We start from the raw sequence: 23,611 nt of genomic DNA on the forward strand, positions 1-23,611 counted from the left end.
GGCTACAACTTCCGCCGCCTCATCAAGTGGCTCAGAATTTTATTGTGCCTCATCCTGATCGCGATCTTTCCCAAGCCAAATCTATCGCCCGCCTGAAAACGTATTGTTCACAGACGACTCGCTACGATCAGGCACACACGCAAGAATCCAGCTCCGCGCCCGCGATGGCCGGACCGGAAGGCGCCTGCAGGTTAGGCAGGGCTGGAGCGCTCATCGAGCCGTTTCGTCGTCCAGCAAGATGGGAAGCCCGGCCCGCTCCTCGCCGGCCTGGTCGCTCAGACGCTGGTTAAACGCCCAAATCGCTGCCTGTGTACGGTTGCTGGCGCCGATCTTTCGCAAGATCGCCTTCACATGCGCCTTCACGGTCGGCTCCGCGATCCTGAAGAACCGTGCGACCTGTTTGTTCGAATCGCCCCGAACGATGCGCTCGAGGATAGCGACCTCTCGTGCCGACAGCTTCGCGGCCTGAGGTTCGTCGGCGACATCCCATAGCACCTCGCCAGTGAGGGGCGGCGACGGCGGGTCTTCGGCCTTTGGCTGGATTTCCAACGGCCAGAGGCGAGCGTCGATGAGAATGAGCTTGCCGTTGATGACCGCCTGCAGCGTGCTGACAAGGTCACTCGGGCTGACGGTATTGAAGAGCGCCGCGTTGGCTCCGTCGTCAAGCGCGCTTGCGAGCGAGCGCGGATTGCTCTCATCCGCAACCGCTACAATGAACGCGAGCGGATACCGGCTCCGAATCTTGCTGCATACGACAGCGTGGTCCGCGTCTACCGCCACGATGAACAGGATAGGCCCGTCATCGGGGATTTCCGTGAGATCCTCCAAGTCGATTGCGCAACCGAGGGGACGAAAGCGGGTCTTGGACAGTATTAGCCGAAGACCTTCCCGGAACAGGCCATCGCTTCGCAGGATATAGGTCGGCACAGCGGACTCACTCGACATCGCCTCGCAGCCGCTCCAATTAACACACTACTTATTTTCTTCAGCTGCCCCGCCGCCTGTCGCCGGCGAGATCAAACGTACATCCTTGGATTTATTTGCAAATAACTTACGATACTTTCGACGCGCACCCAAGACAGCATCCCTGTCCTAAATGCGACAATCGGACGAGTTCCCGTGCCGCCGGAGCGTCTTGTTTGGCTTATGTCGGTGTGGGTCCCAGCCGATGATGCGGCGAAAATGGCGTTAAGCGCCTCATGGCATTCGCAGTTGACTTGCTTCAGCCCGTCGACGTCGAGGATTCGAATTTTGCCGTGATGATATTCGACAAGCCCGGCTTGCATCTCGCCATTTTGATGAGAGACGGCGAGCATTGGCTCATTCTCGACAATCGTACGTTCACCATTGTGGACAGTGCCGTTACGCGCCGGTACGTGCCGTTGCACGAATTCGATGAAGACGGCGTTCGCGATTTCAGGTGGTCGCCAAGGCGAGCGGCTCGGCCCTGGCGACAATCGGGCGAAGGGCGAGGGCGCTGCTCCATTTCGACTCATGACCCGAAGCGATGTTCGGAAGAGACGCGCCTCGACAAAAAATCGCTGACCGCGTTGACGCTCCCGCTCGGCGTTTCCAGCTTCAGCGCATGAGATACGAGGAGCGGGTGCTATCCCGGAGCTATAAAGACTGGCGCGGACGGCTCGTTTGATGCCGGCTTCGGAATCGGGACACTAGCCGGGTATTTTGTGCGGCGCGATGTGCTGCGGCGCTGTTCGGCCTCTCATCCGCCATGCACCATCGATCCGATGCAGCGAAAACCGACGGCGGACGGCTACTGAGTCAGGTGCATTCCGCTTTGCGGAAAAACTGACGATACGAATTTTCTCTTTTTGCCTTCGTATTGCTCGCTTTCATTGACGTCATCACTTGCCTGCGAATAGCATCGCAGCCGATCCGCTAAGAGGTCACCAGGGAGGGTATCGATGAATCGCTTTGCATTCGTGGCGTGCGCTATATTGCTCGCGCCCCTCAGTGCCAACGCTCAGTCCGCCGATCAATTGGTCAAGGGCGCGACCGACACGTCAAACGTTCTCAATTATGGCATGGGGTACAATCTGCAGCGGTTCAGTCCGCTGACCCAGATCAACCGGGACAACGCCAAGGAGCTTGTGCCGGTGTGGAACTACAGCTTTGCCGACGACCGCAGCGAGGAATCGCAGCCGCTGGTATACCAGGGCGTGATCTACGTCACCACGAACAGCGCCACGATGGCGATCGACGTCAAAACCGGCAAGCAGATCTGGAAGACCAAGGTCGAATATCCGCCCGAGACGCCGCGCATCGTATGCTGCGGCATCATCAACCGCGGCGCGGCGATCCAGGACGGCAAGCTGTACCGGACGACGCTGGACGCCAACGTCATCGCGCTCGACATGAAAACCGGCAAGGAGCTGTGGCGGCAGAAGGCGGCCGACATCAAGGAAGGCTACTCCATGACGGTCGCACCGCTCGTCGCTGACGGCGTCGTGCTGACCGGCGTTTCCGGAGCCGAGTTCGGCACCCGCGACTTCATCGACGGCTGGGATCCCGGAACAGGCAAGCATCTCTGGCGCACCTACTCCGTCCCGAGCCCCGATGAGCCAGGCGGCGACACCTGGAAGGGCGACACCTGGAAGCTCGGCGGTGGATCGACCTGGATCACAGGCTCCTATGACCCCGAGTTGAAGACGGTCTATTGGGGCATCGGCAACCCAGGTCCGTTCGACGCGGCCGGGCGGCCGGGCGACAATCTCTACACCTGCTCCGTGCTCGCGCTCGACCCCAAGACGGGGAAGATCAAATGGCACTACCAGTTCTCGCCGAACAACCCCTTCGACTATGACGCCGTCGCCGAGATGGTGCTTGCCGAGATCAAGGTCGACGGCAAGCCGACCAAGGTGCTGATGGATGCCAACCGCAACGGCTTCTTCTATGTGCTCGATCGCACCAACGGCAAGCTGCTCGCGGCCAATCCCTATGTGAAGGTCAACTGGGCGACCGGCATCGACATGAAGACCGGCCGTCCGATCGAGACCGACGTCACCAAGGATGCGCGCGAAGGCAAGAAGGTCACGGTCTTCCCGTCAATCCTCGGCGGCAAGAACTGGGAGCCGATGTCGTTCGACCCGCAGACCGGCCTCGCCTATGCCAACACGCTTCTGTTCGGCGGCCATTACAAGACCGCGCCTGCAACCTACAAGGCAGGTGAATGGTATGTCGGCATGGACCTCACCGATCTCTGGGAGTGGGGTACCGGGCCGCGCGGCGCACTCAAGGCGATCGATCCCTTGACCGGCAAGGCCAAGTGGGAAGCGCCGAGCGACATTCCGCGCTTTTCGGGTGTGCTGTCGACCGCCGGTGGCGTCGTCTTCTCCGGCCAGTTGACCGGTGAGTTCGAGGCATTCGATGCCGACAGCGGCAAGAAGCTCTGGCAGTTCCAGACCGGTTCGGGCATCGAAGGACAACCGGTGACCTGGCAGCAGGATGGCGTGCAGTATGTCGCCGTCGCGAGCGGCTATGGCGGCGTCTACTCCTTGTTCTCCGGCGACGAGCGGTTGGCCAAGGTGCCGGCTGGCGGATCGCTGTGGGTGTTCGCGGTCAAGAAGTAACCTGCTAGTGTGGCTACTCTGACGTTCCTTTCAGTTTCTCGGCGGCTTCGTCGAAGGAACGTCAGAGTTAAAGCCACACTAGAATCATAGATTTGCTAGTGTCCGTTTGGTTCTGACATTCGTAAAAGTGCCCGCTGCGATCCGATACGAATGTCAGAACCAGGACACTAGATAACAACAAGTAAGTGGTTCTTACGTGATGCAAGTACGTATCGGCTGGGCGGCGGCATTCGCCGCCCTTGCCATTGTGGCGATGGTGGTACCCTCCGCGCAACCCGCGGCGGCACAACAGTCCGCTCCTGAGCAAGCCAAGCCCGGCCCGGCAAACGCGGACCAGGGAATGATCGACAAGGGCAAGGCGATTTTTGCAGAGCATTGCTCGCACTGCCACGGCTTCAACATGGTCAATGCGGGCACGATCACGCCCGACCTGCGCAAATTTCCCGACGACAGACCGCGGTTCGTCACCACCGTCAAAAGCGGCAAGAACAACCGGATGCCGCCCTGGGGCGACGTCTTGAGCGACGACGACATCGCGAACCTGTGGGCCTACGTGACGAGCCGGAGGGGCCAATGAGACGTTCGTTGACGGCGATCTGTGCCAGCGCGCTGCTCTCAGTTGCACTATCGGCGATCACGGACAGGCCTGTCGCCGCATCCGACGACGTCCTGAAGGTGTGTCTCGACGAAGACCTGCCGCCAGCGTCGGTCCACAGGCGCGGCAAGCCGGACAGCGGATTTGACGTCCTGCTGGCGCAGGCCGTTGCCAAGCAACTGCAACGGCCGCTCCATATCCAGTGGTTCGAAACCAGGCTGGACGAGGACTCAAGCCCCGCACTTGAGGCCAATGCGCTGCTTTCGGACGGCCGGTGCGCGCTGCTCGGCGGTTACGCGCTGACCCAGGATTCACTCGTCGCCCCCGGCGTCAAGACGGCGAAGCTTCCCGATTTCGACGGCGCGACCAGGGACGATCGCCGGCGCCGTGTCCCGCTCGGCGTCCTTGCACCCAGCCGGCCCTACGTCTATTCGGCCCTCACGGTGGTGCTCGGCAGCAAGGCGGGCGATCGCCATGTCAAAGACCTCGGCGACCTTGCGGATTTGAGAATTGGCATCGAGAGCGGCACGCTCGCGGACGCTATCTTGATGAACTTCGACAAAGGCAAACTGATCGACCAGATCACCCATCTGGTGCCGACGCGGAGCGATCTGCTCGGCGAACTCGAGCGCGGCGAACTCGACGCGACGCTGGTGGACACGCGCCGCCTCGACGCCTATCGCGCCGCGCATCCGGACAGCCATCTTGCGGCGAGCGGATATTACTACCCGATCGGCGTCAACCGCGCCTATATCGGTGTTGCCAGCGACGGCGCGCTCATCGCGGCCGTCGACAAGGTGCTGGCGGATCTTGAAGCGAACGGCACCATCGAACAGCTGGCCAAAACTTCCGGTCTCACTTATCAGAAGCCTCGCGAGCCCATCATCCTTGGCGACGTTCTGCCGCAGATCTTGCGGAAGTAAGCCGTCGCCTCAATGGGGATCGCCTGGAGCTCCGGTTCCGAAGTTCGCGAGCTATCGGGGCGACCTCTGATGTGAACTTCGCAATTGGTGCGACGACAAGGGAGTAGCCGATGATCGATTCGAGCCGACGCACCGTTCTTGCAAGCGGTGCTGCCGCCGCGGCGGCAAGCGCAGCGCCGCAAGTGTTCGCCCAAGCGGAAGGACACGCACAGCCGGCGGGCGCGGTTCCGGGATTGCCTGATGGCGCCAAGATCGGCTTCTACGAGAAAGGTGACGTTCGCATCCGCTATGCCGAGATTGGCTCGGGCTTCCCGCTGCTGGCGACGCCCGGCGGCGGCTTGAACTCTTGTATCGCCGTGTGGGCGCGCGCGGTGATCGACATTCCGCAGGAGTACAAGAACGACTTCCGTGTGATCACCATGGACCAGCGCAATGCCACGGGCGGTGAATCCACCGGCCCGGTTCCGGTCGACGATCCCTGGGGCGCGTTCGCCGACGACCAACTGGGCGTGATGGACCATCTCGGCATCGACAAATTTTTCTTCTTCGGCAACTGCATCGGAGGCCCGTTCGCGATGAAGCTGATGGAGCGGGCGCCACAGCGCATCGCTGCTGCGATATTGAGCCAGCCAGTCGGGCACAACGCGGCGAAACCGGATTACATGTACGACGCCGGCAAGACCGTCTGGGCCAAGGAGCTGCGCGAGCGCCAGAGCGACGTCTCGATGGAGACCATCGAGAAATATCTGCACAACCTCTACCGCGTGCGTCCCGATTTCGTGTACAGCGTCTCGCGCGATTTCGCGAAATCATGCCAGACGCCGATGCTGGTACTGCCGGACAACGTCGATGCGCATCCGCTGGCGGCTTCGATCGACGTCGCCTCGCTTTGCCCGAATGCCGAGATCACGGTGTTCCCCTGGAAGGAGCCGCCGGAACTGAAGGCGCGCACCATCAACCGCGCGCGCACTTTCCTGAAGCGACATCAGACGGCGTAGCGAGGTCTTAAATCGCCGGACTGTTGTGCTATCCGTTCGACATCGGTGATAATCGATGCCGAAGTTTGCGAAGGCGGTAACCTGAGGCTCCCTGCAAATGACGGTCGGCGTAGGATGGGTTGAGCAGTTTGCGAAACCCATCATGTCAGGACGTTAGCTGATGGGTATCGCTTCGCTCCACCCATCCTACGCACTGAAGTTTGCGAAGGCTGCCTGGTAAATCACGCCTTGTTGTGAGGGTGCTTTTCAGCCGCAGGTCTATCTGGTCTTGCGCAGCTTTTTGCCGAAGAAATCGATGCCCGTCAGCGCCGCTATGACAATCGCAATTGCCACCGCCGCGCCGCGAATTTCGGAGAGCGAGAATCCAAGATCGTAGTGCGCCACATATCTGATCGCGATCGCCACATAGGCTGCGACACAGACGGCCCTGACAGTTGCTAACGCATCCCAGCGGCTTTGCATGTTGCACACCTCATCCGCATTCCAATCAAAGGAATAACTTGGTCGGTCGGTAATCGATGTGAGGTAGTTCACATGCTCTGGCTGAAAAGCCACTTCGCCCGCATCCCCGCTGACTTGCTGCTCGGCAGCCAGCGGCCGAAGGGTTTGATATTGTCCGAAGCCGCGGTTCATGGTTGAACGGCCCGCATGAAACAGGCCGTTTCCATTTCCGTTCGAGGCGCGCTGCGGCGAGCGGAAATCGGCTCCGCGCGCTGGATCGCGGCCGCGATCGTACTCACAGGCGCCGCGTGGCTGGCCGTGCTGGCGGGCCTGCTCGCGGTCGCAGGTCGCGTGCACGACGACATCCCGGTGTTGCTGGCGGTCAAGCTGCCGCTGCTTGCCTCGCATCCGGAACTCATTTTCGCGGGCGAAAGCCGTACCGAATACCAGGTCGATCCACGCCTGGCGGCGCAACTGATCGGCAAGCCAGAGGGATCGGCGGTCAATATCGCCTATGATGCCGGCGAGCCGCTGGCGGCACTGGCCGCCATGCGCCGCGAACCTGACGTGTTTCAAGGCGCGCACGTCGTCATCAGCGTTGCGCCATTTCTGTTCAATGAAGGCGTGCGGCCGGCCGTCTTCAATCCGCAAGACGTCATCGCCCGTCTTGGCGTGTTCAAGCAGATGACGACCTATCTGCCGCTGCGCGCCGGCACGCTGATCCGCTTCATCCGCGAGGCCTTCGCCGCGCGTCTCGAATCCAGGCTGCATACGGCGCATCCGGCGCAGTCGCTGGACGCGCTCGGCCTGTTCTTGCTCGGCTATTCTCGGCCTGAAAACCGCTTGCCGGCCGCGCTTGGCTCGCATCCGCACTACACCGGCTGGAATATCGCCGGGCCCAAGGCGCACTTCGAAATCGGCGCGCTGTGCGAGATGGCGAAGCTGGCGCGCAAAATCACCGTCGTTATTCCGCCGTGGTCGCCACGCTACGATCGCGCGCGTGACCCGGAGTGGAAGGAAAACGACGAACAATATGTGGCGCTGGTCGCCGATGCTGGCCGCACCTGCGGTTTCGATGTCCTGAACATCGTGGCGGTTCCCGGGCTGACGCCGGGCGACTACGCCGACGAGATGCACGTCAATGCGTCCGGCGTGCCGATCTATACGCGCTATCTCGTATCGCAGTTGAAGCGTTAGCGGCGGGCGATGCTGTTCTCCACCTACACTTTCCTGTTCCAGTTCCTGCCTGCCGTGGTGCTGGCCTTTGTCGCGGCGCGCCGGCACTCACCGCGCGCGGGCATTCTGGTTTTGGTCGGTGCCTCGCTGTTCTTCTACGGTGCGTGGCGGCCGGTCTATCTGCTGCTTCTGCTCGCTTCGATCGCCGCGAATTTCTCGCTCGGCCTGTTGATGGAGAAGCCGCATCGCCGCCGCGCCATCGGCATGCTTGGCGTCGCGCTCAATCTCGCGCTGCTCGGCTATTTCAAGTATACCAACTTCGTCTTCGGCGGCATCCATCAGTTGACCGGCGCGCCGCTGCCGCTCGTGAACGTCGTGCTGCCGCTCGGCATCTCGTTCTTCACCTTTCAGCAGATCGCTTATCTCGTCGACGTCATGCGCGGCGCGAAGCTCGAGCGCGACATCGTCAGCTACACGCTGTTCGTCTCGTTCTTTCCGCACCTGATCGCGGGACCGCTGGTCCATCACGCCGAGATGATCCCGCAATTCAAGCGCGGGCGGACGCAGCGCTCGGCCGTGCTGGCGGCGAGGGGAATGGCGATCTTCGCCGCGGGTCTGTTCAAGAAGGTGGTAATCGCGGACAATTTGGCGCAGTTCGTCTCGCCGGTGTTCGCGCATCTCGACGCCGGCGGCGGCGTCACCACGTCATGGGCGTGGCTCTCGACGCTGGCCTATACCTTGCAGATCTATTTCGATTTCTCCGGCTATTCCGACATGGCGGTCGGGCTGGCGCTGTTGTTCGGCATTCGCCTGCCGGTGAATTTCCGCTCGCCCTACAAGGCGACGTCGATTGTCGATTTCTGGCGGCGCTGGCACATCACGCTGTCGCGGTTCCTGCGCGATTATCTCTACATTCCGCTCGGGGGAAACCGCCGCGGCGAGCCGCGTCGTTACGTCAACCTGATGCTGACCATGCTGCTCGGTGGGCTCTGGCACGGGGCGGGGTGGAATTTTCTGATCTGGGGCGGCCTGCACGGCCTCTATCTCGGCATCAATCATCTCTGGCAGAAATGGCGCGGCGTGACGGCGAAGGCATCGACGTCCAATCACGTTGCCACGTTCCTCTCATGGGCCCTCACTTTTTTCGCAGTCGTCATCGCCTGGGTGTTCTTCCGCGCCAGGACCGCGGCGGGCGCCTGGATCATGCTGAAGGCGCTGGCCGGATTTGCAGCCGAGAGTTCGGCCTATGTCTCGCCCGGCATCCTGCGGGTGATGGACCTGCCGTTGCTCGTCGGCGACGAACCTCTGCTCCTGATCGGCAGTGGCGCGGTCACGACAGCGCTTGCGATCGCGCTCTTCTTGCCCAACGTGCCGCAGATCTTCCGCTACCGCGAATATCGCCGCGCGCCGGAATCATCGAGCTGGCCACAATGGCAGCCGCGCTTCGCATGGGCGTTGGCGTCCGCGTTTGCCCTGGCGATCTCGCTATTCGGCATGTGGCAGCGGCTCGAATTTCTGTATTTTCAATTCTGACCTACGCTCAAAAGAGCTGGCCGAGGCTACTCCACACCAGCGTGACGCCGGACAGAAACAAAAGCCCGAGCACGACGTCGCGAAAATTGCCGTCGCTCAGTACGCGATAGGCGCGCGTGCCGAGCCAGGCACCGCCGATCGTTGCCGGAAACACGACCAGCGCCAGCCACAGCGTCTCGCGCTTGATCAGCCCCGAAGCTCCCTGCGCGACCAGCGCGGCCGTCAGGATGGTCCAGTTGAAGGTCTGGAACAGGCCGCGCCGTTCATCCTTGCCAATGCCGCGCACGCTCGCCCACAGAATCGGAATCGGTCCGGAAAGTCCCGCAAGCCCGCCGAGCACGCCGCCGGCAAATCCGATGCCGGTGTCGGCAGCCTTGCCGCCGAAGGTCACCGTCATCGGGCGGCGCTGGAGATAAAGCGCGGTGGGAAATATCAGAAGCAGGATGCCGACGGCGAGCTTGAAATGACGCGGATCGGCATAGGCGACGAACCACGTGCCGATCGGCACGCCGGCGAGGCCGCCGACCAGAAACGGCAACACCAGCTTGAAATCGATCGATCGCCAGATCGACGGCATGGTCCAGGTCTGGGCAATGATGGAGCAGATCAGCACCAGTTGGACCGCGACGTCCGGCGTCACGACGTAAAGCCAGATACCGAGCGCCATCAGCGCGGTACCAAATCCCGCAAGGCCCGACACGAAGCCGCCGGCGAGCGCGCCGAACAACAGCACGGCGATCGTGATCATGCTCATGCAAACGTGGTTCTGACATTCGTATCCGAATGTCAAACTGGCTCAGGCAGGCGCGAGACTACTGGCCGTCGCTGTGCCGGGGTCCGAAGATCGCCGTGTAAAGATCGGTGGTCGGCCCGTTGGTCGAGATGCCGTAAGCGGTCGGGGAGGCCTGTTCTGGCGGAGGCGCAGGCGGCGCGGGTTGTTGCGCGACCTGCAACGGCGCGGGAGTGGGCTGGCCGTAGGCGGGTTGCGGCGCCCGGCTTGACGCCGCGGTCTGCGCCTGGTTCGGCCGGCTGGGTTCTGTCGCGACGGCCTGACCCGTGCGTGGCGCCGGATATTGCTGGCCTTGCTGAACCGGGGTCATCGGCTGGGCGGTGACCTGCTGAACCGGCTCGGCATTGGCAACCGTCGTTGCCGGGGCCGGCTTCGGTTGGCTCGACCCGAAGATTTCGGTGTAGAGGTCGGTGGTCGGTCCGTCGCTACTGAAGCCGTAACCGGTCCTGTACGGCTGCTCGCCTTGCGCGGACGCCTGGCTCGAGGTCGCATTGTTCGCCGCCGCACAGCCGGCAACGGCGAGCGCGGCCGCGGCCAGCGCAGCGGCAGTCCGGATCCAGGACAATGCGTGATTCAAGACGAGCCCCCTGACCGTCGGTCCGGTCGATCGCCCAGCAATAAAGGCAGGATATGGCGTCCGCAAGGCAGCTTTACCGTGCCGGGTGTCGCCGACAGGTCGGAAAACGGGCGAGGGGCCCGGCGCTTTAACGCCGAACCCCTCATTTATCAGCATCAGCCGGCCTGTAAGCCGGGTTCTGTAGGGCCTTGCCCACTTGCGTAGACAAGACGCGACGGCCATTCCTCTGGGACCACGCTTGCGCGGGGCCTCGAGCAACCAACCCGGACGGCGAGCCTGACATCGCTCCCGCAGGCGTTATCGCTTTCGCGAACGACCCGCGTTGCCGTCCCTATTCGGTCTTGCTCCCGGTGGGGTTTACCATGCCGGTTCCGTTGCCGGTCCCGCGGTGCGCTCTTACCGCACCTTTTCACCCTTGCTGCCTCCCGGGGGAGGAAGCGGTTCGTTCTCTGTGGCACTTTCCCTGGGGTTGCCCCCGCCGGGAGTTATCCGGCACCGTATGTCGATGGAGCCCGGACTTTCCTCTCCCTTGCGGAAGCGGCCGTCCGGCCGACTGACGGCTAAGGCATGGGATTTATGGCTGCCCCCGTCAAGCCGTTAACAACCGGACAGGGCCCCCAAAAATAATTATCGTGAAGATGTCGTTTGGCGGCCGGGCACTTCGACTGCTTGTCGGCGATCCAGCCGAACACGAGGATAAGTGACATGCAGTATTTACTGATGATCTACAGCAACGAAGTCGAATACGCCAAGCGCAGCGCCGCGACCACCGAGAAGACCATGGCCGAATACCAGACCTTTACCCAGTCGATTATCCAGAGCGGCAATTTCAAGGGCGGAGACCGGCTCCGGCCGACATCGACCGCGACCACGGTGCGCGTCCGCGATGGCAAGATTCTGACCACGGACGGCCCGTTTGCGGAAACGCGCGAACAGCTCGGTGGCTATTACCTGATCGAGGCGAATGATCTCGACACCGCGATCGGCATCGCTGCGCGCATTCCTACCGCCCGCGACGGATCGATCGAGGTGCGCCCGATCTGGGTCTACAACTGACGCCAGAGATGCAGCCAGCCGAGATCGAAAAGATATTTCGCGACGAGGCGGGAAGGGCGCTGGCCACGCTCATCCGCCTCGTCGGCGATTTCGATCTCGCCGAGGACGTCTTGCAGGAAGCCTTTGCGGCGGCACTGGAGCGCTGGCCCGACGCAGAGCCGCCGTCCAATCCGCGGGCTTGGCTGGTCAATGTCGGACGCAACAAGGCGATCGATCGCATTCGCCGGCAGATATCGTTTCGCGACAAGCAGGAAGCGTTGACGCATGAAGTGCTGCTCAACGCCGAACCTTCGCAGGACGAGCACGATGCCGCGCTCGACGACGACATGCTGCGGCTGATCTTCACCTGTTGCCATCCTTCCTTCGCAGCCGAAGTCCAGGTGGCGCTGACGTTGCGCACCGTCTGCGGGTTGACCACGGCGCAGGTGGCGCGCGCGTTCCTCGCAAGCGAGGATGCGATGGGCCAGCGTCTGGTTCGCGCCAAGCAGAAAATCAAGCTCGCCGGCATTCCCTACGAGGTGCCCGAGCGCGACGCCCTCGAGCCGCGGCTGCGCGGGGTCCTGGCGGTGATCTATCTCGTCTTCAGTGAAGGCTATGTCGCCACGTCAGGCGAGGTCTTGATGCGGCCCGATCTTGCCCGCGAAGCAATCCGCCTGGCGCGCCTGCTCGATGTGTTGATGCCGCGCCGCCGCGAGGTCAAGGGCCTGCTCGCCTTGTTGCTCTTGCACGACGCGCGCCGCACCGGGCGTCAGACCGCAGGCGGCGATATCGTGCTGCTCGAGGAGCAGGACCGCTCGCTCTGGGATCAAGCTCAAATCTCCGAAGGATTGATGCTCGTCGAAGCAGCGCTGCTGTTGCCGGGCCGTCCCGAACCTTATGCGGTGCAGGCCGCGATCGCAGCGCTTCATGCACAGGCACCGAATTTTCACGATACCGACTGGAAGCAGATCGCGGGGCTCTACGAAGTGCTGCTGCGGATTTCGCCTTCGCCGGTCATCGAGCTCAATCACGCCGCCGCTGTTTCGATGGTCGATGGACCGGCGCGAGCGCTTGACCTCGTCGATGCCTTGCAGGCGCGCGGCGGCCTCGATGGCTATGAATTGCTGCCGGCGGTGCGTGCCGATCTGTTGCGAAGGCTCGGCCGGCGCCAGGCTGCGCGCGAAGCCTATCTGGCGGCGACTGAAGCGACGCAACTCGAACCGCTGCGACGGCTCTACGCGCGGCGTTTGGCTGAGCTCGGTTGACGCGAGCAACGCCGTCAGGCTCGACGATCGAACGGTTCAAATTCTTTCGGGTCAACGGCAGCGCCGGGTTCGATAAGTCGCTATGTCGCGGCGGTTGCCGCGGTTTCCGCCGGCAGGCTGGCGAGCAGTGCCTGCAGCGTCACCAGTGTCGAGTGATCGGCGACGCCATCCACCTTGGCCGGGCGGAAGTGACGTTGGAAAGCCGTGACGACTTCCGTGGTCGTGGTGTCGTACTTGCCGGTGATCGAAAGGCCATAGCCGTAACGGGCGAGGGCCTGTTGCAGGCCGCGCACCTCGTTGCTGGTCGCACCTAACCTCAATCCCTCGCTGCGCACGAGCGGCGCCGGCTGGACCCAGTGACCCACGCCGGAATTGGCCAGCGAATGCCACGGGAATTTCTCGCCGGGGTCCTTCTTGCGCGAAGGCGCGACGTCGGAATGCGCCAGCACCCGCTGCGAAGGCACGTTGCGGCGAAGCATGATACCTCGGCACAGCGCGATAACGGCGGCGATCTGGCGCAGCGGGAATTCGGGATAACCCCAGTCATGTCCGCGGTTGACGATCTCGACGCCGATCGAACAGGAGTTGATGTCGTCCTCTCCGGCCCACGAGGCGACGCCGGCGTGCCAGGCGCGCTTGGCTTCCGGCACGCACTGCACGATGCGCCCGTCTTCCAGAACGATGTAATGCGCGGAGACGTCGGTTCCTGCGGTGCAGAGCTGCGCGATCGCACCCTGCACATCCGGCATGCCGGTGTAGTGCAGCAGGATCATGTCGGGCAGGCGGCCCTTGTTTCGCTCGCCGAAGTTTGCGGAAGGAATGACGTCGGAAGCGATCGAGGAGTCTGGCGTAAAGGTCTGCATATTCTCGATAGGTCGGGGCAGCGGGGTGGCACGCCGCTTCGAATCACTGGATGTGAACGAACCGAGCGACATATCAATACTCAAACCCGGCAACACAACGGCAACCAAATTTTTCAAGACAACGTCAGCACTATTCTCTGCCGCCGTCCGCGGCGCAATCGCCTGACCGGCATCCGACGAGCATTTTGGGTGGGTGTGTGCGGAAGGCATCACTCCGCCATTCGCGGGCCACAACCGGGCGGTGGACTTACCCTCGTTGGCCGGACAGCGCGGAGTTTGGCGATTTCAACCCTTTCTTAACGCTACTTGTCGTTACTTACCAAGTGGTGAAGAGCCGCGCTCGATGTCCTCGGGCCGGTGGGCGCCGCCGTTTCTGCATAGGGGCTGCGCTTCGGGCTCGGGTCGCTCCGCCGGAGGGCACGCGGGAAGCATAGGTTTGACGTGTCCTTTGGAGTCCCAGCTCGAGTTCCCACCATGCGCCGGCCGCTGCAACCGGAAAGGCCGGCGAGAAGCTTACTTTTGAGGCGCCATGGGCTCCTTCGCGTCCAAGTTCCGCATCGCCTCTCGGCTTTCGCCGGGAGGGCCGGCATGACGCCGCCCGCGGCAAGTGGCCCTCGCCATATCCCGGTCCTTGGCCGCGAGGTAATGGACTGGCTGGAACCGCGCGAAGGCGGAATCTATGTCGACGCGACCTTCGGCGCCGGCGGTTATAGCCGCACCATCCTCGACACCGACAACACCCGCGTCATCGCCATCGACCGCGACCGTACCGCGGTCTCAGGCGGATTCGAACTGGTCGATCGCTCGAAGGGCCGCCTTACCCTGATTGAGGATCGCTTCTCGAACCTCGCCGATATCTGCCGCGGGCAAGGCATTACCGCTGTCGACGGTGTCGTCATGGACATCGGCGTGTCCTCGATGCAACTGGATGAAGCCGCGCGCGGTTTCTCATTTCGCGCCGATGGGCCGCTCGACATGCGGATGGGGTCAAGCGGTCCGACCGCGGCCGACGTGATCGCGAAGGCCTCCGAGGCCGATCTCGCCAACATCATCTATATCTTCGGCGAAGAGCGCCACTCGCGCGCCGTGGCGCGCGCGATCGTTGCCGCGCGCAAGGAAGCGCCGATCGCGACAACGCGTGCGCTGGCCGATCTCGTCGGAAAAGTTGTGCGTGGTAAGCCGGGCGACATTCACCCGGCGACGCGGACGTTTCAGGGTTTGCGGATTTTCGTCAACCAGGAACTCGACGAACTGCTATCAGCGTTGTCGGCCGCCGAACAGGTGCTCAAGCCCGGCGGGCGGCTGGTCGTGGTGTCGTTTCATTCGCTGGAAGACCGCATCGTCAAGAATTTCCTGAACGAGCGTGCCAGGGTGAGCGGCGGCTCGCGGCACCAGCCGGAGAGCGCGAAAGCCGCGCCAAGCTTTGCCATCCTCACCAAGCGTCCGGTGGTGGCGCAACAGGATGAAGTCGCGGCCAATCCGCGTGCGCGTTCGGCAAAACTCCGCGCCGGCGAGCGCCGCGATGCACCGGTGTATCCGGCGGCCGAACAGCCCGGATGGCCCACGCTCGATAGCGTAATGAGGGGAGGCTGAGGCATGCGCATCATCCATCTCCTCGTGATCGGTGCGCTGGTGTTTGCGGCCGCCTACGTCTACCGGATCAAGATGGTATCGACCGACCGCACCGAGCGTGTGCTGCGGTTGCGCGCTCAAATTCACGAAGAGCGCGACGCGATTGCGTTGCTGCACGCCGAATGGGCCAAGCTCGATTCGCCGCAGCGGCTGCAAGGCCTGGTCGAGCGTCATTTGCCGCTCAAGCCGCTCAACGCCAATCAGTACGACTCATTGAAGAATTTGCCCGATCGTCCGCCGAGCCTGGTCAAGCCGGGCGATCCGGATCCGATTGGCTCCATGCTCCAGACCATCGAGGCGTCCGTCGACGCGCCGACGACAACAGGTTCGATTCCGACGCAGCCTAAGGCTCAGTCTCGGTCTCAGTCTCGGTCTCAGGAGGCGCCGCAATGACCGGTCGCGTCCCTTCCACCCAGAAATCCCAGGAGCCGTGGCGGCAGCGGCTGATCCGCAGCCTGCTTTACGGGCGTAACGTCGATCGCACCGCGAAGGCGCGCGCCCGCGTCGGCTTCGTGATGCTGGCCTTTGTCGCGATCTATGCCGTGATCGGCGGACGACTCGTGATGTTTGCGACCGGCGCCGATAGCCGCAGCGCGCGCCACAGCGCCAGCCAGGATGCGATCGCGACCGCGCGGCCCGATATCCTCGACCGCAACGGCGAGGTTCTCGCCACCGACGTCAAGGCGCCGAGCCTGTTCGGCGAGCCGCGCCGGATCATCGACAAGGAGGAGGCGATTGAACTTCTGACCGCGACCCTGCCCGACCTCGACACCGCCGAGGTGCGCGAGCGCCTGTCGGGCCGCAAGGGTTTTGTCTGGCTCAAGCGCGAAATCACGCCGCGACAGCAGCAGGAAATCCACCGCCTCGGCATTCCCGGCATCGGCTTCCTGCGCGAGAACAAGCGCGTCTACCCGAGCGGCAACGAGGTCGCGCATCTGATCGGCCTGGTCAATATCGACAACCAGGGCATCGCCGGGATGGAGAAGTGGCTCGATACCAACGGTCTTGCCGATCTGCATCGCGCCGGCTTTGCCACCGATCGCCTGCAGAACCCGGTCGAATTGTCGGTCGACCTTCGCGTCGAGCATGCGCTGCGCGACGAACTGCAAAAGGCGAAGGACAAATTTCACGCCAAGGCGGCAAGCGGCCTCGTCACCAACGTCAGGACCGGCGAGGTGATCGCGATGATCTCGCTGCCGGACTTCGATCCGAACAATCCGAAGGAAGCGCACGATCCCGACCGCATCAACCGCCTGACCACCGGCGTCTACGAAATGGGCTCGACGTTCAAGGCGTTTACGCTCGCGATGGCGCTCGATACCGGCAAGTACGATCTCGATTCGCTGTGGGATGCGCGCGGGCCGCTGCATTACGGCAAGTTCGCGATCCACGATGACGAGCCGAAGGGTCGCTTCCTCACCATGAAGGAAGTCTTCACCTTCTCGTCCAACGTCGGCGCGGCCCGCATTGCGCTTGCGCAGGGCGTCGACGCGCACAAGGCGTTCCTGCGCAAGATGGGTCAGCTCGACCGACTGCGCACTGAATTGCCCGAGAGTGCCTCGCCAATCGTGCCGCGGCACTGGGGTGACCTGAACACCATTACGATTGCCTTCGGCCACGGCATCGCGGTGGCGCCGCTGCAGGCTGTGATGGGCGTCAGCGCGCTCGTCAATGGTGGCTATCTCATTCCGCCGACCTTCCTCAAGCGCACCGAAGCAGAGGCGATGCAATTGGCGACGCGGGTGATCAAGCCGGAGACGTCGGAGAAGATGCGGTTCCTGATGCGGCTCAATGCCGAGGTCGGAACCGCGCGCAAGGCCGACGTCAAGGGCTACTACATCGGCGGCAAGACCGGCACGGCCGAGAAGGTCATCAACGGCCGCTATGCCAAGAGACGCGTGCTCACCGCTTTCACCGCAATTTTGCCGGTCGACAAGCCGCGCTACCAAGTTTTGATCATGCTGGACGAGCCGCAGCCCTTGAAGGAAACCTACGGCTTCATCACCTCGGGCTGGAACGCGGTGCCGACCGCCGGTAACGTGATTTCCCGGATCGCGCCGCTTCTGGATGTCGAGCCGCGCTTCGACCTGCCGCCGTCCGACCGCCTTATTCTTGCGGCATCGAAGACAACCCAGTAAGCCTCGAACCGTGCCGCAATAGATTCGGAAACGGAGTTGTTTAGCCCTGCTGCGTCAAAACCCTCATGGCGAGGAGCACCTTTGGCGCGTCTCGAACCATGAGGCCCCGATATTGGCCTCATCCTTCGAGACGCCGCTTGCGCGGCTCCTCAGGATGAGGGAAGAGGGCAAGCTGTGACGCAGCAGGATTGGGGCGTTGACCCTGACTAGTGAGGCGGATTTGACATTCGCTTTAGTGGTGACGCGAGTCCGGTTAGCGAATGTCAAATCCAAGCCGCACTAGAATCATATATCTGCTAGTGTCCCGAAGGTTCTGACATTCGTAAGCGAATCCTCCGAGGCATGATACGAATGTCAGAACCGGGACACTAGAAACACCATGAAGCTCTCCGACCTCTTCGGTGATGACGCCACCATCGATCCGCGCGCCGCTGGCGCGACCGAGGTATCCGGTCTTGCGGTCGACAGCCGCGCGGTCAAGCCGGGCGACCTGTTCTTTGCGCTTTCCGGGGCGAAGACCGATGGCGCGCGCTTCGTCGAGGCGGCGATTGCGGCAGGCGCGGTTGCAATTGCGGGCAGCCATCCGCCGTCTGGCGGATGCCGCGTTCCGTTTGTGGCGACGCCTAATCCGCGCCGCGCGCTGGCGCTGGCAGCCGCAAAATTTTTCCCGAAACAACCGTCGACCATTGCCGCCGTCACCGGCACCAGCGGCAAGACCTCGGTTGCCGCGTTCACGCGCCAGATCTGGCAGCGGCTTGGGTTTTCGGCAGCTTCCATCGGCACCATTGGTCTGGTCTCGGAAAAGCGCACCATTTATGGCTCGCTGACCACGCCGGATCCGATCGCCTTGCACCACCAACTCGACGAGATCGCGCGCGAGGGCGTCACCCATCTGGCGTTCGAGGCTTCCTCGCACGGGCTCGACCAGTTTCGGCTCGACGGTGTGCGTGTGAACGCGGGGGCCTTCACCAATCTGTCGCGCGACCACATGGATTACCATCCGGACGTCGCACACTATCTTTCCGCAAAGCTGCGGCTGTTCCACGATCTCGTCGTGGATGGTGGCGCGGCGGTGATCTCGGCCGATCACGATTGTTCGGCTCAGGTGATCGAGGCGGCGTCAAAGCGCAAGTTGCGGCTGATCACCGTCGGCGCGAAGGGCGATGGCGGAGGCGAGGGGATTCGCGTCACCGCGACCACCATCGACGGTTTCGCGCAGCGGCTCGAGCTTGAACATCGCGGGCGCCGCTATCAGGTCCATTTGCCGCTGGTCGGCGAGTTTCAGGTCGAGAACGCGGTGGTGGCCGCGGGCCTTGCCATCGGCACTGGCAGCGCACCGGATCAGGTTTTCGCCGCGCTCGAACGGCTCGAAGGCGCCAAAGGTCGCCTGGAGCGGGTTGGCGAACATAACGGCGCGCCGATCTTCGTCGATTACGCGCACAAGCCGGATGCGCTGACCAAGGCGTTGCAAGCCTTGCGGCCCTACACAAAACGGAAACTCATCGTCGTGTTCGGCGCCGGCGGCGACCGCGATGCGGGAAAACGCCCCTTGATGGGCGCGATTGCTGCGGAGAACGCCGATGAGGTCATCGTCACCGACGACAATCCGCGCAGCGAAAACCCGGCCGATATCCGCGCCGCGATCCTGGCCGCAGCGAACGGCGCGAAGGAAATCGGCGACCGCAACGAGGCAATCGGGAAGGCCATTGTCGGTCTCACGCAGGGCGACGTGCTCCTGATTGCCGGCAAGGGCCACGAGACCGGCCAAATTATTGGCGACCGTGTGCTGCCGTTCAGCGATCACGATGCGGTGGCTTCCGTTTTGGCGGAGACGGTGGCATGAGCGCTTTGCCGTTATGGACGCCGGATGCAATGCGCTCGGCGATGCGCGCCGAAGCCAACGGCGCGCTGCCGCAAGCGATCACGGGTATATCCATCGACAGCCGTACGCTTGCCCCGGGCGATTCGTATTTTGCCATCAGGGGCGCCGTGCATGACGGTCATGATTTCGTCGCTGCCGCGTTGAAGGCCGGCGCCGCGCTGGCGGTCGTGGGAAAGGCGCAAGCCGGTAAATTTGCGCCGGACGCGCCGCTACTCGTGGTCGACGACGTGCTTGCAGGACTTGTCGAACTTGCGCGGGCCTCGCGAGAGCGGCTCGAAGGACAGGTGATTGCGGTCACTGGATCAGTCGGCAAGACCTCGACCAAGGAAGCGCTGCTGCACGTGCTTTCGGCGCAGGGGCAGACGCACGCTTCAGCCGCATCGTTCAACAATCACTGGGGCGTGCCGTTATCGCTGGCGCGCTGTCCGGCCACGGCGCGCTTCGCCGTGTTCGAGATCGGGATGAATCACGCCGGCGAAATCTCCCCGCTGGTGAAGATGGTGCGGCCGCAGGTGGCTGTTATCACCACGGTCGAGCCGGTGCATCTGGAGTTCTTCTCCGGCATCGAGGCGATTGCCGACGCCAAGGCGGAAATCTTCGAGGGCGTCGAACCCGGTGGCGCGGTCATACTCAATCGCGACAATTCGCAATTCGCAAGGCTCAACGGCCGCGCCAGGGATTGCGGGATCTCGCGCATCGTGTCCTTTGGCGTTGACAGGAAATCCGAAGCGCGGTTGCTTGAGGTTTCACTGCATGCGACCTGCTCGGCGGTTCATGCCAAAATCCTCGGCCACGAAGTCACTTACAAGCTCGGCATGCCCGGGCGGCATATCGCGATGAATTCGCTCGCAGTGCTCGCCGCAAGTTCGCTCGCGGGCGCCGATCTGGCGCTGGCCGCGCTGTCGCTATCGCAACTCGTGCCGGCTGCCGGTCGCGGCGTTCGTCGTACGCTCGTTGTTCCCGGCGGCGAAATCACCTTGATCGATGAAAGCTATAACGCCAACCCGGCGTCGATGGCGGCAGCCCTGAGTGTGCTCGGCCGCACCCAGATCGGCTCGCAAGGCCGGCGGATTGCGGTACTGGGCGATATGCTCGAACTGGGGCCGGCCGGCGCCAAATTGCATGCCGGCCTGAATGACGCCATCAAGGCCGAGCACATCGATCTCGTCTATTGTTGTGGCCCGCTGATGCGTAAGCTGTGGGACGCTCTTTCCACCGGCAAGCGAGGCGGTTATGCCGACAGCGCGGCCAGCCTCGAAGCGCAGGTTCTCGCCGCACTTCGCGCCGGCGACGCCGTCATGATCAAGGGTTCGTTCGGCTCGAAGATGAAAACCATTGTCTCCGCGCTCGAAAAGCGCTTCCCCGGCAAGGCCGCATTCGACGAAGCTGCGGTATAGGCGGACCTTAATGTTCTATTGGTTGATCGATCTCTCCAACACCGTTCCCGGCCTCTCAGGGTTGCACGGCATCCTGAACGTGTTCCGCTACATCACGTTCCGCACGGGCGGGGCGATGGTGACGGGGGCGCTGTTCGTGTTCCTGTTCGGACCCTGGATCATCGACCACTTGCGGCTGCGCCAGGGCAAGGGTCAACCAATTCGCACCGATGGCCCGCAATCCCATCTCAGCAAGAAGGGCACGCCCACCATGGGCGGGCTGATGATCCTGTCGGGGCTCGTGGTCTCCACCGTGCTGTGGGCCAATCCGGTCAATCCTTACGTTTGGATCGTGCTGGCGGTGACGCTCGGTTTCGGTTTCGTCGGCTTCTACGATGACTACCTGAAGGTCACCAAGCAGAGCCACAGCGGCTTCGCCGGCCGTATCCGCCTTCTGCTCGAAGGTGTCATTGCGCTCGCGGCCTGCTACGCGCTCGTCAGACTCGGCCGCGAGCCGTTCTCGACCTCGCTCGTCATTCCCTTCTTCAAGGACGTGGCGCTGAACCTTGGCTGGTTCTTCGCGGTGTTCGGTGCATTCATCATTGTCGGTGCCGGCAACGCCGTGAACCTGACCGACGGTCTCGACGGCCTCGCTATCGTGCCGGTCATGATCGCAGCTGCGAGTTTCGGCATGATCTCCTACCTGGCCGGCAACGCGGTATTCTCCGATTATCTGCAGATCAACTACGTTGCGGGTACCGGCGAACTCGCGGTGCTTTGCGGCGCGGTGCTGGGCGCGGGCCTTGGATTTTTATGGTTCAACGCGCCGCCGGCCTCGATCTTCATGGGCGACACCGGCTCGCTCGCGCTCGGCGGCATGCTGGGCTCGATCGCGGTAGCCGTGAAGCACGAGATCGTGCTTGCGGTGATCGGTGGCCTGTTCGTGCTGGAAGCGGTCTCGGTGATCGTGCAGGTCACCTCCTTCAAGCTCACTGGAAAACGCATCTTCAAGATGGCGCCGATCCACCATCATTTCGAGCAGTTGGGCTGGACCGAGCCGCAGATCGTGATCCGTTTCTGGATCATCTCGGTGATGCTGGCGCTTGCCGGCCTCTCGACGCTGAAGCTGCGGTGATGACTTTTCTCCGCCGCGCTGCTCGCTCCGCTCCCTCCCCCCTTGTGGGGGAGGGTTGGGGAGGGGGGTATCCTGATTTTGGATGCGCGCCTATTCGCACCCCCCTCCCGCCGCTGCTTCGCAGCGTCGGCCTCCCCCACAAGGGGGGAGGCAACAAGAAAGCAAAGAGTGAGGCGTCATCTTGATCCCCGTCACTTCCTTTGCGGGCAAGACCGTTGCGGTGTTCGGCCTTGGCGGCTCGGGCCTTGCAAGCTGTCAGGCGCTGCGGGCCGGCGGGGCCGAAGTCATCGCCGGCGATGACGGCGCCGGGAAACTTGCGGAAGCGGCAAAAGCCGGCTTCATCACCGCTGACTTGCGAACGGTCGACTGGTCGCGCTTTGCCGCGCTGATCCTGACGCCCGGCGCGCCGCTGACCCATCCGGCGCCGCATTGGAGCGTGGTGATGGCGCGCCAAGCCGGCGTCGAGGTGATCGGCGACATCGAACTGTTCTGCCGCGAGCGGCAGCGCCATGCGCCGGATGCGCCGTTCGTCGCGATCACCGGCACCAACGGCAAATCGACCACCACGGCGCTGATCGCGCATCTGATGCGCGTCGCCGGTTACGACACCCAGATGGGCGGCAATATCGGCACCGCGATCCTGTCGCTGGAGCCGCCGCGCAAGGGCCGCGTGCATGTGATCGAGATGTCGTCCTACCAGATCGATCTCACGCCCTCGCTCGATCCGACCGTCGGCATCCTGATCAATGTCAGCGAAGACCATATCGATCGCCACGGCACGCTCGAACATTACGCCGCGGTGAAGGAGCGCCTTGTCGCCGGCGTTCAGCCGCAGGGCACGGCAATCGTCGGCGTCGATGACATCTGGTGCCGCGCGGCTGCCGACCGGATCGAGCAGGCGGGCAAGCGCGTCGTTCGCATCTCGGTGCGAAACCCGTTGCCTGATGGCATCTATATCGATCACGAGGTGATCTGGCGCGCTTCCACCGGGGCGCGGAGCGAGATCGCGAAGATCGGCGGCATCGGCTCGCTGCGCGGCCTGCATAATGCGCAGAACGCGGCATGCGCTTCTGCCGCCGCGCTCGCGCTGGGCGTTGCCGGCGATGTCTTGCAGAAGGGGTTGCGCAGCTTTCCGGGGCTGGCGCACCGGATGGAGCAGGTCGGCCGCCGCAACAACGTGCTGTTCGTCAACGACTCCAAGGGCACCAATGCCGATGCGGCCGCGCATGCGCTGTCGTCGTTTGCCGACATCTTCTGGATCGCGGGCGGCAAGCCCAAGGCCGGCGGCATCACCAGCCTCACGGAATATTTTCCGCGCATCCGCAAAGCCTATCTGATCGGCGAAGCGGCGGCGGAATTCGCGACCACGCTCGGCAAGACAGTCGCCCACGAGATATCGCAGACGCTCGATGTCGCGGTCGAACACGCCGCGCGCGATGCGGAAGCGTCGGGATTGAAGGAGGCGGTGGTGTTGCTGTCGCCAGCCTGCGCCTCGTTCGACCAGTATCGCAATTTCGAAATCCGCGGGACCAAATTCCGCGATCTCGTGCAGGCGCTCCCGGGCGTGAAGCCGGTGGTGTGACTTTCTTCATCCCTCCCCGCGAGGGGGAGGGATAAGAAAGCGTCAATTCCATTAACCCCTTGGAAACCATCATGGGCGACCAA

Annotated in this window: 21 protein-coding genes and 1 other RNA gene; 16 read left to right on the forward strand and 6 right to left on the reverse strand. The window is 63.0% G+C overall.

Annotated features, from left to right (window positions below; genetic code table 11):
• Positions 1-210 precede the first annotated feature (210 nt).
• Positions 211-927, reverse strand: coding sequence for a response regulator transcription factor (locus tag M6D32_RS18585; RefSeq protein WP_298258852.1), 717 nt, complete (start codon positions 925-927; stop codon positions 211-213).
• Positions 928-1,199: 272 nt separating this feature from the next.
• Between M6D32_RS18585 and M6D32_RS18590 the strand changes: the two genes are divergently transcribed.
• From M6D32_RS18590 to M6D32_RS18610, 5 genes are all read left to right on the forward strand, one after another.
• Positions 1,200-1,589 (forward strand): hypothetical protein, encoded by a 390-nt coding sequence (locus M6D32_RS18590; protein ID WP_298258854.1) that lies wholly within the window; start codon positions 1,200-1,202, stop codon positions 1,587-1,589.
• Between the two features lie 333 nt (positions 1,590-1,922).
• The gene (locus M6D32_RS18595; RefSeq protein WP_298258856.1) at positions 1,923-3,587 is read left to right on the forward strand and encodes a methanol/ethanol family PQQ-dependent dehydrogenase; all 1,665 of its coding nucleotides are present in this window, start codon (positions 1,923-1,925) and stop codon (positions 3,585-3,587) included.
• Positions 3,588-3,786: 199 nt separating this feature from the next.
• Entirely contained in the window at positions 3,787-4,164 is a 378-nt protein-coding gene (locus M6D32_RS18600) for a cytochrome c (RefSeq protein ID WP_298258858.1), read from the forward strand.
• Positions 4,161-5,105 carry a transporter substrate-binding domain-containing protein gene (locus M6D32_RS18605; protein WP_298258860.1) on the forward strand — a complete coding sequence of 315 codons (945 nt, stop codon included), beginning with the start codon at positions 4,161-4,163 and terminating at the stop codon, positions 5,103-5,105. The genes M6D32_RS18600 and M6D32_RS18605 overlap by 4 nt, the downstream gene beginning before the upstream one ends.
• A gap of 110 nt (positions 5,106-5,215) precedes the next feature.
• Positions 5,216-6,103 carry an alpha/beta hydrolase gene (locus M6D32_RS18610; RefSeq protein WP_298258862.1) on the forward strand — a complete coding sequence of 296 codons (888 nt, stop codon included), beginning with the start codon at positions 5,216-5,218 and terminating at the stop codon, positions 6,101-6,103.
• Positions 6,104-6,361: 258 nt separating this feature from the next.
• On the opposite strand, the gene M6D32_RS18615 is transcribed toward M6D32_RS18610, so the two are convergent.
• Positions 6,362-6,736 (reverse strand): hypothetical protein, encoded by a 375-nt coding sequence (locus M6D32_RS18615; protein ID WP_298258864.1) that lies wholly within the window; start codon positions 6,734-6,736, stop codon positions 6,362-6,364.
• Positions 6,737-6,751: 15 nt separating this feature from the next.
• Here M6D32_RS18615 and M6D32_RS18620 point away from each other — a divergent pair, with 15 nt between their 5' ends.
• Positions 6,752-7,741, forward strand: coding sequence for a hypothetical protein (locus M6D32_RS18620; protein WP_298258866.1), 990 nt, complete (start codon positions 6,752-6,754; stop codon positions 7,739-7,741).
• Between the two features lie 9 nt (positions 7,742-7,750).
• Positions 7,751-9,253, forward strand: a complete 1,503-nt coding sequence (locus tag M6D32_RS18625; RefSeq protein ID WP_298258868.1) for an MBOAT family protein — start codon at positions 7,751-7,753, stop codon at positions 9,251-9,253.
• Positions 9,254-9,260: 7 nt separating this feature from the next.
• Here M6D32_RS18625 and M6D32_RS18630 read toward each other — a convergent pair whose 3' ends face one another.
• From M6D32_RS18630 to rnpB, 3 genes are all read right to left on the reverse strand, one after another.
• Entirely contained in the window at positions 9,261-10,007 is a 747-nt protein-coding gene (locus tag M6D32_RS18630; RefSeq protein WP_298258870.1) for a sulfite exporter TauE/SafE family protein, read from the reverse strand.
• Between the two features lie 58 nt (positions 10,008-10,065).
• Positions 10,066-10,620, reverse strand: a complete 555-nt coding sequence (locus tag M6D32_RS18635) for a hypothetical protein (RefSeq protein WP_298258872.1) — start codon at positions 10,618-10,620, stop codon at positions 10,066-10,068.
• Positions 10,621-10,771: 151 nt separating this feature from the next.
• Positions 10,772-11,177: RNase P RNA component class A (rnpB, locus tag M6D32_RS18640), an RNA gene on the reverse strand.
• Between the two features lie 148 nt (positions 11,178-11,325).
• Between rnpB and M6D32_RS18645 the strand changes: the two genes are divergently transcribed.
• On the forward strand, positions 11,326-11,676 hold the full coding sequence (locus tag M6D32_RS18645) for a YciI family protein (RefSeq protein ID WP_298258874.1): 351 nt from the start codon (positions 11,326-11,328) through the stop codon (positions 11,674-11,676).
• Between the two features lie 8 nt (positions 11,677-11,684).
• Complete coding sequence (locus M6D32_RS18650) at positions 11,685-12,920, forward strand: RNA polymerase sigma factor (RefSeq protein ID WP_298258876.1); 1,236 nt, start codon at positions 11,685-11,687, stop codon at positions 12,918-12,920.
• Positions 12,921-13,000: 80 nt separating this feature from the next.
• On the opposite strand, the gene M6D32_RS18655 is transcribed toward M6D32_RS18650, so the two are convergent.
• Entirely contained in the window at positions 13,001-13,783 is a 783-nt protein-coding gene (locus M6D32_RS18655) for an N-acetylmuramoyl-L-alanine amidase (protein WP_298258878.1), read from the reverse strand.
• Between the two features lie 588 nt (positions 13,784-14,371).
• Here M6D32_RS18655 and rsmH point away from each other — a divergent pair.
• From rsmH to murD, 7 genes are all read left to right on the forward strand, one after another.
• Positions 14,372-15,376: a 16S rRNA (cytosine(1402)-N(4))-methyltransferase RsmH gene (rsmH, locus tag M6D32_RS18660; RefSeq protein WP_298258880.1), complete on the forward strand. Its 1,005-nt coding sequence runs from the start codon at positions 14,372-14,374 to the stop codon at positions 15,374-15,376.
• Positions 15,377-15,379: 3 nt separating this feature from the next.
• Positions 15,380-15,808, forward strand: coding sequence for a hypothetical protein (locus M6D32_RS18665; RefSeq protein WP_298258882.1), 429 nt, complete (start codon positions 15,380-15,382; stop codon positions 15,806-15,808).
• Positions 15,805-17,553, forward strand: coding sequence for a penicillin-binding protein 2 (locus tag M6D32_RS18670; protein ID WP_298258884.1), 1,749 nt, complete (start codon positions 15,805-15,807; stop codon positions 17,551-17,553). The genes M6D32_RS18665 and M6D32_RS18670 overlap by 4 nt, the downstream gene beginning before the upstream one ends.
• Before the next feature lie 379 nt (positions 17,554-17,932).
• Complete coding sequence (locus M6D32_RS18675; protein ID WP_298258886.1) at positions 17,933-19,396, forward strand: UDP-N-acetylmuramoyl-L-alanyl-D-glutamate--2,6-diaminopimelate ligase; 1,464 nt, start codon at positions 17,933-17,935, stop codon at positions 19,394-19,396.
• Positions 19,393-20,832 (forward strand): UDP-N-acetylmuramoylalanyl-D-glutamyl-2,6-diaminopimelate--D-alanyl-D-alanine ligase, encoded by a 1,440-nt coding sequence (locus tag M6D32_RS18680; protein ID WP_298258889.1) that lies wholly within the window; start codon positions 19,393-19,395, stop codon positions 20,830-20,832. The genes M6D32_RS18675 and M6D32_RS18680 overlap by 4 nt, the downstream gene beginning before the upstream one ends.
• A 10-nt stretch (positions 20,833-20,842) precedes the next feature.
• Complete coding sequence (gene mraY / locus M6D32_RS18685; protein WP_298258891.1) at positions 20,843-21,946, forward strand: phospho-N-acetylmuramoyl-pentapeptide-transferase; 1,104 nt, start codon at positions 20,843-20,845, stop codon at positions 21,944-21,946.
• Between the two features lie 181 nt (positions 21,947-22,127).
• On the forward strand, positions 22,128-23,528 hold the full coding sequence (murD, locus tag M6D32_RS18690) for a UDP-N-acetylmuramoyl-L-alanine--D-glutamate ligase (RefSeq protein WP_298258893.1): 1,401 nt from the start codon (positions 22,128-22,130) through the stop codon (positions 23,526-23,528).
• Positions 23,529-23,611: the final 83 nt, after the last annotated feature.

Source organism: Bradyrhizobium sp. (assembly GCF_027307225.1).
Lineage (GTDB): Bacteria > Pseudomonadota > Alphaproteobacteria > Rhizobiales > Xanthobacteraceae > Bradyrhizobium.